The 12,034-nt window shown below is 40.1% G+C and carries 12 protein-coding genes; 11 read left to right on the top strand and 1 reads right to left on the bottom strand.

The window, feature by feature from the left end; translation table 11 throughout:
• The first annotated feature begins 26 nt into the window (after positions 1-26).
• The 11 genes from btuC (at position 27) to M1F17_RS12125 (ending at position 11,005) form a co-directional block, all read left to right on the top strand.
• Positions 27-1,028: a vitamin B12 ABC transporter permease BtuC gene (btuC, locus tag M1F17_RS12175; RefSeq protein ID WP_004263725.1), complete on the top strand. Its 1,002-nt coding sequence runs from the start codon at positions 27-29 to the stop codon at positions 1,026-1,028.
• Positions 1,029-1,030: 2 nt separating this feature from the next.
• A complete protein-coding gene (locus M1F17_RS12170) occupies positions 1,031-1,801 on the top strand; it encodes an ATP-binding cassette domain-containing protein (RefSeq protein WP_112307423.1) in 771 nt (256 codons plus the stop codon).
• A 126-nt stretch (positions 1,802-1,927) separates the two neighbouring features.
• The gene (arnB, locus tag M1F17_RS12165) at positions 1,928-3,073 is read left to right on the top strand and encodes a UDP-4-amino-4-deoxy-L-arabinose aminotransferase (protein ID WP_004263731.1); all 1,146 of its coding nucleotides are present in this window, start codon (positions 1,928-1,930) and stop codon (positions 3,071-3,073) included.
• On the top strand, positions 3,073-4,065 hold the full coding sequence (arnC, locus tag M1F17_RS12160; RefSeq protein ID WP_004263733.1) for an undecaprenyl-phosphate 4-deoxy-4-formamido-L-arabinose transferase: 993 nt from the start codon (positions 3,073-3,075) through the stop codon (positions 4,063-4,065). Before arnB ends, arnC begins: the two co-directional genes overlap by 1 nt.
• Positions 4,065-6,050, top strand: a complete 1,986-nt coding sequence (gene arnA / locus M1F17_RS12155) for a bifunctional UDP-4-amino-4-deoxy-L-arabinose formyltransferase/UDP-glucuronic acid oxidase ArnA (protein WP_318836996.1) — start codon at positions 4,065-4,067, stop codon at positions 6,048-6,050. The genes arnC and arnA overlap by 1 nt, the downstream gene beginning before the upstream one ends.
• On the top strand, positions 6,050-6,943 hold the full coding sequence (gene arnD, locus M1F17_RS12150) for a 4-deoxy-4-formamido-L-arabinose-phosphoundecaprenol deformylase (RefSeq protein WP_004263737.1): 894 nt from the start codon (positions 6,050-6,052) through the stop codon (positions 6,941-6,943). The genes arnA and arnD overlap by 1 nt, the downstream gene beginning before the upstream one ends.
• 7 nt (positions 6,944-6,950) lie before the next feature.
• Positions 6,951-8,609: a lipid IV(A) 4-amino-4-deoxy-L-arabinosyltransferase gene (gene arnT / locus M1F17_RS12145; protein ID WP_004263740.1), complete on the top strand. Its 1,659-nt coding sequence runs from the start codon at positions 6,951-6,953 to the stop codon at positions 8,607-8,609.
• On the top strand, positions 8,606-8,953 hold the full coding sequence (gene arnE, locus M1F17_RS12140) for a 4-amino-4-deoxy-L-arabinose-phosphoundecaprenol flippase subunit ArnE (RefSeq protein ID WP_004263742.1): 348 nt from the start codon (positions 8,606-8,608) through the stop codon (positions 8,951-8,953). The genes arnT and arnE overlap by 4 nt, the downstream gene beginning before the upstream one ends.
• Positions 8,950-9,357 (top strand): 4-amino-4-deoxy-L-arabinose-phosphoundecaprenol flippase subunit ArnF, encoded by a 408-nt coding sequence (gene arnF, locus M1F17_RS12135; RefSeq protein WP_004263744.1) that lies wholly within the window; start codon positions 8,950-8,952, stop codon positions 9,355-9,357. Before arnE ends, arnF begins: the two co-directional genes overlap by 4 nt.
• An 82-nt stretch (positions 9,358-9,439) precedes the next feature.
• Positions 9,440-9,925, top strand: coding sequence for a C40 family peptidase (locus M1F17_RS12130; RefSeq protein WP_036958662.1), 486 nt, complete (start codon positions 9,440-9,442; stop codon positions 9,923-9,925).
• Between the two features lie 63 nt (positions 9,926-9,988).
• The gene (locus tag M1F17_RS12125) at positions 9,989-11,005 is read left to right on the top strand and encodes a lipoate--protein ligase A (protein WP_004263748.1); all 1,017 of its coding nucleotides are present in this window, start codon (positions 9,989-9,991) and stop codon (positions 11,003-11,005) included.
• A 78-nt stretch (positions 11,006-11,083) separates the two neighbouring features.
• Here M1F17_RS12125 and M1F17_RS12120 read toward each other — a convergent pair whose 3' ends face one another.
• Complete coding sequence (locus tag M1F17_RS12120) at positions 11,084-11,455, bottom strand: helix-turn-helix domain-containing protein (protein WP_004910390.1); 372 nt, start codon at positions 11,453-11,455, stop codon at positions 11,084-11,086.
• Positions 11,456-12,034: the final 579 nt, after the last annotated feature.

Here is a 12,034-nt window from a genome sequence, read left to right as displayed (position 1 = left end):
CTTAATGAAAAATAAGAAAAAATTCAATGGATCAGCAACTTGAAAATTTGCATCATCAACAGCGATGTTCCGACTTAAAGCTAATTACTCTATTGAGCGCTTTGCTGATTACTGCTGTGCTACTTTCTCTGTGTGCAGGTGAAGTGTGGTTACCACCAACACGATGGATGAGTGATGCAGGACACATGTTCGTGGGACAAATTCGTTTTCCCCGCACACTTGCGGTGATTGTTATTGGCGCAGCTCTTGCGGTCACAGGGGCTATCATGCAAGCCTTATTTGAAAACCCCTTGGCCGAGCCTGGCTTATTGGGGGTAAGCAATGGAGCGGGTGTTGCTGTGGTGCTGGCTGTATTGTTGTCTTCAGGCGTGACGCACTATTGGCTATTAAGTATTAGCGCAATTATGGGAGCACTATTTTTTACCTCCATATTGCTCTATTTTGCTCGCCGTAAAAACTTGAATAATTCAAGTTTATTGCTTGTTGGTGTTGCTCTAGGCGTGATTAGTGGTGCCTGTATGACATGGATGGTGTACATGAGCAGCAACCTTGATTTGCGACAGTTACTCTATTGGATGATGGGGAGTTTTAGTGGGGTTGATTGGCGACAATTTGGTCTTGTTATTGGTTGCTTACCATTTTTAATTTGGGTGCTTTTCCAAGGAAATATACTGAATTATCTTTCATTAGGAACGGTACAAGCCTATCAATTAGGTATCTCAATTTATAAATGGCGCGTTATATTGATTATTATTAGCGGTGTATTAATTGGCCTCAGCGTTGCTATTGCGGGGGCGATTAGCTTTATTGGCTTAGTTATTCCTCATATATTGAGATTAAGTGGTTTAACAGATAACCGCGTATTATTGGTTGGTTCTGCAGTGGCAGGGGCATTAGGGTTATTAACAGCAGATATTCTGTCTCGGTTATTAATCGCCAATGCGGAAGTTCCCATTGGTGTTATTACGGCAACCTTAGGGGCCCCGGTATTTATTTTCTTGTTAATTCGTCACCAACAATGGCGGTAAAAATGATGGAAAATAAATTAATTATTGATATTAAAAACATTACTACCGATACACGCTTGGTCAATATTTCAGCTCAAGTGCTAGCTGGTGAACAAATTCATATATTGGGTGCCAATGGGGCCGGAAAAAGTACATTATTAGCTGCGATAAGCGGTTATTTGCCTGTAGGTGGCGATATTTTAATTGGTGGGCGAAGTATACAGCAATATCATATTGCTCAATTGAGCCAACAACGTGCTTATCTTTCACAATTAGTTAGTTACATTCCAATACTCAAAGTGTTTCAATATATTGGCCTGTTTTCACCTAAAACAGTGTTTTCAGCTAGTATTTTTGAGCGTTTATGTAGCGATTTTCAACTAACATCATTGTTAAGTAAACCTATTAACCAACTCTCGGGTGGTGAATGGCAAAGAGTCCGAATTGTAGCAGCATTTTTGCAGGTCTGGGATAAACAGCAATGCGAGGGGAAATTTATATTATTGGATGAGCCAACCAATAATTTAGATATTATTCAGCAAGCAATGCTTGATAAATGGATTAAATATTTTTGTGATTGCTTAGGAACCGTTATAATGAGTGGTCATGACCTTAGCCATTCGTATAAAAATGCATCTTGTATTTGGATGATAAAACAAGGACAGTTAGTCGCAGTAGGGAAACCAGAATGTATAATGACAGAAAAAAATTTATCTGACATATTTATGTCTGAAATTAAGTTAAGCCACAGTGCATCTCACCGGGTGTGGCAGATTATAAATTTAGCGGATTAAGCAATAAGGTGTTTTTATCACTTATTTTTGCATGATAATCCCGCAATGTTTGCAGGTGTTGAGGTTCGGTTAAAGTATAATTAACTAGAATATTCTATTCACAATGAAAACTAGGCTATAAACAATATGAGCAATTTCTTACCATTTTCAAAACCAGCAATTGGTGATGAAGAGGTCAAGGCAGTAGAAAACGTTCTGCGTTCAGGCTGGATAACAACAGGCCCACAGAATCATCAGTTAGAAGACGATTTTTGTAAGCGCTATGGCTGCAAACATGCAATTGCATTGTCATCAGCCACGGCGGGTATGCATGTTGTATTAATGGCATTGGGCATTGGTCCTGGTGATGAAGTTATTACACCTTCTCAAACTTGGGTGTCAACAATCAATATGATTGAGCTACTCGGGGCAACACCGGTCATGATTGATGTAGATCGTGACACATTAATGATCCAACCCGATGCCGTAGAAAAAGCGTTAACAGAAAAAACAAAGGCCATTATCCCAGTTCATTATGCGGGGGCTCCTTGTGATCTTGATGCATTGCGTTTGATTGCTCAAAAAGCCGGTGTAGCTTTAATCGAAGATGCAGCACATGCCGTGGGTACTCGTTATAAAGATGAGTGGATTGGCGAAAAGGGAACGTCTATTTTCTCTTTTCATGCCATCAAAAACGTCACCTGTGCGGAAGGGGGATTAGTCGCAACAGATGATGACAAGCTCGCTCAGCGTGTACGTACGCTTAAGTTTCACGGTCTAGGCGTTGATGCGTTTGATAGACAAATGCAAGGCCGTAAGCCGCAAGCAGAGGTTGTTGAACCTGGTTTTAAATATAATTTGTCTGATATCCATGCCGCAATAGCGGTTGTGCAATTATCTCGTGTCGAGCAGTTAAACCAGCGTCGTGCTGAACTGACGGCGCGTTATCGTGAATTGCTAAAAAAATCCCCATTACAGATGCTTACCGTACCTGATTACCCACATTTACATGCTAATCATTTATTCATGGTGCGTGTTGATAAAAAACAATGTGGTATTGACCGTGATACTTTCATGGAAAAATTGAAAGAGCACGATATTGGTACAGGGCTACATTTTCGTGCTGCCCACACACAAAAATATTATCGTGAAAAATATCCTGAATTAACCTTACCTGAATCAACCTGGAATAGCGCCACATTGTGTTCATTACCTTTATTTCCCGATATGACGGATGCAGATGTTGAACGGGTTGTCAAAGCTGTAGAAGCAGTTCTTTTGGAGTCAAAATAGTGTCACACGCAGATGAATTTGATGAGATAAAAAAAGTCTCAGTGGTAATCCCTGTCTATAATGAAGAGCAGAGCTTACCGCAATTACTAGAACGTACTATCAAGTCATGTAAACAATTAACTCAATCTTATGAATTAATTTTAGTTGATGATGGTAGTAGCGACCGTTCAGCGCAAATGCTTACAGAAGCAGCGGAAAATCCAGAAAACCACGTTATTGCAATTATTTTAAACCGTAATTATGGTCAGCATTCTGCTATTATGGCAGGTTTTAACCAAGCGGATGGTGATTTAGTAATTACTTTGGATGCGGATTTGCAAAATCCGCCAGAGGAAATCCCTCGTTTAGTGCAAACTGCGATGCAAGGTTATGATGTAGTTGGTACACGCCGTGCGAATCGCCAAGATTCTTGGTTTCGCAAAACAGCGTCTAAAATGATTAATGCGATGATCACCAAAGCAACAGGCCGCTCTATGGGTGACTATGGCTGTATGTTACGTGCGTATCGCCGTCATATTATTCAAGCTATGTTGCAATGTCATGAAAGAAGTACATTTATTCCTATTTTAGCAAATACATTTGCACGTAGAACCATTGAAATTGATGTAGCGCATGCAGAACGCGAGTTTGGTGATTCTAAATACAGCTTTATGAAGCTGATTAATTTAATGTATGACTTATTAACATGCCTGACTACGGCACCACTGCGTTTATTGAGTGTTGTCGGTAGTATTATCGCCGCTGGCGGTTTTTTATTAGCGGTATTGTTAATTGCATTGCGTTTAATTTTTGGCGCAGAGTGGGCCGCAGATGGCGTATTCACGCTGTTTGCAGTACTCTTTATGTTTATTGGTGCACAGTTTGTTGCCATGGGTTTATTGGGCGAATACATTGGTAGGATCTACAATGATGTGCGCGCGAGACCTCGTTATTTTATTCAAAAAGTCGTTGGAGCAGATGCGAAATCCGACAAAAATCAGGAAGAAGACTAATGAAAGCTATTGTTTTTGCCTATCATGATATTGGCTGCGTAGGGCTAAAAGCGCTTGAAAAAGCAGGTTTTGATATCCAAGCAGTGTTTACCCACACTGATGACCCAAATGAAAACCACTTTTACTCCTCTGTTGCGCGTTTAAGTGCTGACATGGAGCTTCCTGTTTTTGCGCCTGAAAACGTTAATCACCCATTGTGGATTGAACGTATTCGCGAAATGAAACCTGATGTGATTTTCTCCTTCTACTATCGTGATATGTTGAGTGAAGAGCTGTTAGCTATCGCGCCTAAAGGTGCGTTTAATCTACATGGTTCATTACTCCCTAAATATCGCGGTCGTGCGCCTATCAATTGGGCATTATTAAAAGGCGAAAGCGAAACAGGTGTAACCTTACATAAAATGGTAGCTAAAGCCGACGCTGGCGATATCATTGCTCAAGAAAAAGTGGTTATTACCGATACAGACACTAGCCTAACTTTACATGCAAAAGTCCGTGAAGCGGCGGAAGTTTTGCTGGATAAAACACTGCCATTAATCGAAACTGGTAGCTACAAAGCCGTTGCACAAGACGAAAGTCAAGCAACGTACTTTGGTCGTCGTACCGCTGAAGATGGTTTGATTAATTGGAACGACAGTGCAAAAGACGTTAATTGCTTGATTCGTGCAGTGACTGAACCTTACCCAGGTGCGTTTACCTATTTAGGTGCGCGCAAAATGGTTATTTGGCGCGCACGCGTTTTAGATGATAACCAAGGTAAACCAGCAGGTACGGTACTTTCGAGTGACCCACTGCGTATCGCTTGTGGTCAAGGTGCTATCGAAGTGATTAGCGGCCAAAGTGAGACGGGTTTATATATGCAAGGTAGCCGCCTTGCTAACGAAATGGGTATCGTGACAGATGTTCGTGTTGGTGCAAAACCAACGGCACAAGTAAAACGTCGTACACGTGTTCTGATCCTTGGTGTTAACGGCTTTATCGGTAACCACTTGACTGAGCGCCTGTTAAAAGACGGTAATTACGATATCTATGGTATGGATATCGGTTCTTCCGCAATTGAACGTTTTATTGGTAACCCACGTTTCCACTTTATTGAAGGTGACGTTAGCATCCATACAGAATGGATTGAATATCACATCAAAAAATGTGACGTTATTCTGCCTTTGGTTGCGATCGCGACGCCAATCGAATATACCCGTAACCCACTGCGTGTTTTCGAGTTAGACTTCGAAGAAAACTTAAAAGTTGTACGTTACTGTGTGAAATACAACAAACGCATCATTTTCCCATCAACTTCTGAAGTTTATGGTATGTGTGATGATAAAGAGTTTGATGAAGATGAATCACGCCTGATCGTAGGTCCAATCAATAAACAACGTTGGATTTACTCAGTATCTAAACAATTACTTGACCGAGTGATTTGGGCATACGGTGCAAAAGAAGGTCTGAAGTTCACCTTATTCCGTCCATTTAACTGGATGGGACCACGTTTAGATAGCTTGAACTCTGCGCGTATTGGTAGTTCTCGTGCAATTACACAGTTGATCTTGAACTTGGTTGAAGGTTCTCCGATTAAACTAGTTGATGGTGGAGCACAAAAACGCTGTTTTACAGATATTAAAGACGGTATTGAAGCACTGTTCCGTATTATCGAAAATAAAGATGGTAAGTGTGACGGCCAAATCATTAATATCGGTAACCCAACGAATGAAGCCAGTATTCGTGAATTAGCGGAAATGTTGCTGGAAAGCTTCGAAAAACACCCACAACGTGGAAAATTCCCTCCATTTGCAGGTTTCCGTGAAATCGAAAGCAGCAGCTATTATGGCCAAGGGTATCAAGACGTTGAACACCGTAAACCAAGTGTTGAAAACGCACTTCGTTTACTAGACTGGGTTCCAACTATCGATATGAAAGATACCATTGAAGAAACATTAGATTTCTTCTTACAAGGTGCTGTTGAAGAGTTAGGTAATAAAGACTAATGAAAAAAGTTGGCTTGAGAATTGATGTGGATACTTACCAAGGTACATTAAAAGGGGTTCCACAGTTACTCAAAGTGCTCAAAGAGCATAATATTCAGGCCAGCTTTTTCTTCAGCGTAGGACCCGATAACATGGGGCGCCATTTATGGCGCCTTTTGCGTCCTAAATTTCTGTGGAAAATGCTTAGGTCTAATGCAGCATCCCTTTATGGGTTAGATATCTTATTAGCGGGCACAGCATGGCCGGGTAAAAAAATTGCTAAGGATTTAGGTTACTTGATGAAACAAACCTTGGATGCTGGCCATGAAGTTGGCTTACATGCATGGGATCATCAAGGCTGGCAGGCTAAGGTTGCGAAATGGAGCAAACCGCAACTGACTGAGCAGGTTAAGCTAGGTGTTGATGCATTGGAGCAAGCTATTGGGCATCGTGTGACTTGTTCAGCCGTCGCTGGTTGGCGAGGCGATGAGCGCGTATTGGAAGTTAAACAAACGTTTAACTTTGACTACAACAGTGATTGCCGTGGTAAATATCCATTTAGGCCAATTTTAGCGGATGGCTCATTAGGGACAGTTCAAATTCCTGTAACACTGCCGACTTACGATGAAGTTGTGGGAACAGTCGTGAGTGATGAGGCATTTAATGATTTTATTCTTCAAGCAATTAAAGAAGATCAAGGCATTCCAGTTTATACTATTCACACTGAAGTGGAAGGGATGTCTAAATCGGAACAATTTTCACAATTATTGGAACGAATTACACAAGAAGATATCCAATTCTGTACATTGAGTGAATTACTGCCAGACGATTTGAATTCATTGCCAAAAGGGCGTGTGGTGAGGGCACCATTCCCTGGGCGTGAAGGCTGGCTAGGCTGCCAAGAAGAGGAATAAGCAACCTATGTTGAATAACCGAGCGAGCAAAGTAGGAGCCTCTCTGCTGGCTCTTTTTTTTATCTTAACCTATTTATTGCCGTTGGATAGCCGTTTACTTTGGCAACCAGATGAAACACGATATGCGGAAATTAGCCGTGAAATGTTACAGCGTGGGGATTGGATTGTTCCTTACATGCTGGATGTACGTTATTTCGAAAAACCAGTAGCAGGTTACTGGATAAACAATATTAGCCAAATGATTTTTGGTGAAACTAATTTTGCTGTTCGCTTTGGTTCGGTTTTTTGTATTTTCCTCAGTGCATTACTTGTCTACCGTATGGCAAAAATGATGTGGCGTAATAACCACGTTGCTTATGTTGCTAGCCTCATTTATATCTCAATGTTCTTGGTATTCTCCATCGGAACTTACAGTGTACTCGACCCAATGTTGTCTTTATGGATAGCGGCAAGCATGTTCTGTTGCTTGTGGGCAATGAAATCGAGAGAAGTAAAATCTAAACTAGCGGCATGGCTTTGTCTTGGGCTGGCTTGTGGCATGGCATTTATGACTAAAGGCTTTTTAGCCCTTGCGATCCCCGTGATAGTCATGCTTCCTGTCACAATCTATCAAAAGCGGTTCCTTGAGTTACTAAAGTACGGGCCGCTTGCAATAATTTCGGCGGTTATTATCAGTTTGCCATGGGCTTTGGCGGTTGCAAAACAAGAACCAGACTATTGGCACTATTTCTTTTGGATTGAGCACATTAAGCGTTTCACAGCAGATGATGCGCAGCATATTGCACCGTTTTGGTATTATATTCCAATTATCATTCTTGGCGCTATTCCATGGGCAGGGCTGTTGCCAGGTGCGATAATGAAAGGCTGGAAAGAACGTAAATCTAGCCCCGATATGTTTTTCTTACTGTGCTGGTTTGTTGTTCCTGTTATCTTTTTCAGTATTTCCCGCGGTAAGTTACCAACGTATATGTTACCGTTTATGGCGCCATTGGCATTGCTTATGGCGAAGTATGGGGTTGATTGCGTTCGTAATGGTAAAATGAAAGCATTGAAAGCCAATGGGATCATTAATGTTGTATTAGGGATCGCTGCGGTTATAGCGGTAATTGTCGTGAGCACGGTGATCAAAAAACCGTTATACGAACCTGATGAATGGTCAAAAATGGTGTTAGGTGTCGTTGCATTTTCTATTTGGGCGATTATCGGTTACCTATGTACGGTATTAAATGCTAAATATTGGTTATGGGCAGCCTCGTGCTCTTTGGCCGTGAGTTTGTGTATTGGTAGTGCTCTGCCGAACAACACCATCGATTCTAAATTACCTCAAAACTTTATTCATCAAAATCATGATTTACTGATGAATAGCAAATATTTGATGGCAAGTAATGTTGGGGTCGCAGCAGGCCTTGCGTGGGAAACACAAAATTCCAATATCTATTTATACAATAGTAGTGGAGAGCTAAGTTACGGTTTGGAATACCCAGATAGCCAACATCGCTTAGTTAAACCGGATCAATTTGCACAGTGGCTAGAAAAAGCACGCAAAGAAGGGCAGGTAACTGTTGTCTTTTTATTAGGCCGTAAAGAAGGGTTACCGGATATTCCTAAGCCAGATGAAGTCATTAAAAATTCACGTATGGCGATTGTGGTTTACCATCAACAATGATTGCACAACTACTGCTGTTATTGCTGGTTAGCGTTTTGACCTGCGTTGGGCAAGTGGCTCAAAAGCAAGCCGTCGTCAATTGGCAGAGTAATAAAACCAATAAAACAGCATCAGCCTTTCGGTGGCTGGTGCTGGCGGTTTTTATGCTAGGCCTTGGCATGTTGTTTTGGTTGAAATTATTGGAAACCATGCCGCTGAGTATCGCTTATCCAATGTTAAGTATTAATTTTGTATTAATTACTTTAATTGGCCAGTTTGTTTATAAAGAGCAAACTGGGCTTAACCACTGGTTAGGGGTTGCTGCCATTATGTTTGGTATTTTGCTAATGAGTATCGGCGTATGAACAAGGGTTATTTGTGGGTGATTAGCAGTGCTTTATTAGTCACAGTCGCTCAACTGAGCTTAAAAGCCGGGGTAGTTGAACTACCCTCATTCACACTTGGCTGGCATTGGCTACAATTAGAGTGGTTACTCGCAAATATTACTAGCTTAGGAATTATTTTTTTAGGGTTAGTTTGTTATGCGTTATCGATGTTATGTTGGCTATTAGCTTTAAAACACATAGCATTGAATAAAGCTTATCCGCTTATTAGCTTAAGCTATGTTTTCGTTTATTTATTAGCAGTTTTCTTACCTTGGTTTAATGAACCTGCGACAGGACTAAAGGCCATTGGAATTGGCTTTATTTTATTAGGGGTATGGCTAATTAGCCGGCCCAATAAATCACCAAGTGATAGAACGGAATAATTTCTTAGTTGCTTATATTATAGTCTTCACGCACTATAATATAAGCAAGTTATCGCAATAAGATAGATAAATAAGGTGCTTTATGGTTATCAAAATACAACACCTACCACTATTATTGTGTTTAGTTTTAATTGGTTGTTCATCGACATCCGTTAAAAGAACGCCGCCGCCATTAAAAACACAATTATCAGACCCAATCATGACGATAGCGCAATTAAAAGACCAGCTAGAGCAGTGGTATGGTACGCCTTATCATTATGGTGGAATGAATCAAAATGGTGTGGATTGTTCCGGTTTTGTCTATCGCACATTTAACGACCGTTTTGCCATTCAGTTACCTCGAACAACAGTAGATCAAACTCAATTAGGCACACGGATTGATAAATCTGATTTGATGCCAGGGGATTTGGTGTTCTTTAAAACAGGTTCAGGGGAGAATGGATTGCATGTGGGGATTTACGATACCGATAATACATTCATTCACGCATCAACGAGTAAAGGGGTAATTCGTTCATCAATGGATAATGTTTATTGGCGAAAAGTGTTTTGGCAAGCAAGACGTATCTAAATTCACTATTTTATTCAGTGATTATGCTATCTTAAGGGCAAGTTTTGTTTTAAGGATAGCTCAATGTCAACAGTACGTTTACTCATCTCAGAATCCTACGACCCTTGGTTTAACCTTGCGGTTGAAGAAACTATTTTCCGACAAATGCCAACCGACCAACGTGTTATGTTTCTTTGGAGAAATGCGGATACCGTGGTCATAGGGCGCGCTCAGAATCCGTGGAAAGAATGTAATACACGGCGGATGGAAGAAGATAATGTTCGTTTAGCTCGGCGCAGTAGTGGTGGTGGTGCTGTCTTTCATGATCTAGGTAACACTTGTTTCACATTTATGGCGGGAAAGCCAGAATATGATAAAACAGTTTCTACACAAATCATTGTTGATGGATTAGCACAGGTCGGTATTAACGCACAAATTTCAGGTCGCAATGATTTGGTTTTAGATACAGAAAGTGGTCCGCGAAAAATATCCGGTTCTGCATACAGAGAAACGAAAGATAGAGGTTTTCACCATGGAACCTTGCTGATTAATGCAGATTTAAGTCGTTTAGCTAATTACCTGAATCCAGATCCTAAAAAATTACAGGCAAAAGGGATTACGTCAGTGCGTTCTCGTGTGGCTAACTTGTCTGAGCTTGTTCCTAATATTTCTCATGAAATTGTTTGTGAGGGAATAATTAAAAGTTTTTTTAATTACTTCGGTGAAACGGTCGAAGCGGAGTATATTTCCCCTGAAAAATTACCTGATTTGCCAAATTTTCCAGAAACCTTTGCTAAACAAAGTAGTTGGGAATGGAATTTTGGGCAAGCACCAGCGTTCACTCACTATTCAGATACACGTTTTTCTTGGGGAGGAATTGAGTTTCATTTTGATATCGAAAAAGGCGTGATAAATCGCTGTCAGTTTTTTACAGATAGCTTAGACCCATCTCCTTTGGAGTGGTTAAGTGAGCAATTGACGGGTAAAACATATCAGACAGAAACAATACGCTCTTTAGGTAAACAAATGGCCGTAAAATGGCCTCAATTGCAGGAGCAGTTAGCTGATTTGGAAAACTGGTTAGTTCATGAATTAAGTTAAAAAAAGAGCCGACATAGTCGGCTCAGACATAGACTTCAAAATTGCAAATAACTAATAGGAAGGGATGTTCTAAAATAATCAGTTATGACAGCTACAAGTCATAAAGTTTTTGCATTCAGGTAATTCACCTGATTGGCGAAATTTTGCAGGCGTTGTATCAAAGTGCTTTTTAAAGATGCGGGTAAATGTCGCCTGTGAACTAAAGCCATATTGCAATGCGATATCAAGAATAGGTAAGTTGCCTTCACGTAATGATTTAGCTGCTTCTAATAAACGACGTTTACGGACGTATTCACCAAGCGTGCAGCCTTTCATTTCTTTGAAAACACGCTGTAAATGCCATTTTGAATAGCCGCTTTTATCGGCAATTGTGTCGATTTTGATGCCTTCATTGCGCTGCAACTGACTTTCAAGCCATTTAACAATATCGTTGACTACACTTTCTGACATATTTACCTCCTACTCAAGTAGGCTATTGTTCATTAATAACTAATAATAACTCACGAAATTAGGGTCTATTCTTCCTGTTTTTCCGATATATCGATAGGCTAAACGTGCGGTTTTTTAATGAGAATAACTATCAGTACAATAGATGTTGAAAAAATTAACATTTTAAACATTCAATATTGTATGTTTAAAATTCTTTTAATTCAAGTAACTATGTTTTTATGTCATTTTTATAGATGAGAAAAAGAGAAAGTTTTCATCATGTTCAAAAAAATTGTTCAAGCTATTCGAAATTATTAACCAAGTAAATAATTGAAATATTATTGCTTCATTTATAATCGTATTTCTATAACAATAAACAGGAAATTCCGAGGTAATTGTTATGATTGAAAGTGCTTGTAACTACAGTTTTCGTAGTATGAATAACTAATATATGCGGTAAGTTAAATACTTTGTGCGAGAGATGGATGATTATTCTATTTCTATATCAAAAAGTGGCTTGTATCGTTGTTGTGAATTAATGAGGTAAAGGGTCTATGGCAATTTTCATGTCTAATTCAAACCACAATTTATGATTGAAAA

This window comes from Providencia sp. PROV073 (genome assembly GCF_033688125.1).
GTDB classification, from domain to species: domain Bacteria; phylum Pseudomonadota; class Gammaproteobacteria; order Enterobacterales; family Enterobacteriaceae; genus Providencia; species Providencia hangzhouensis.
The sequence above is the reverse complement of the archived record's forward strand: the minus strand, read 5'-3'. Positions and strand labels throughout refer to the sequence as shown.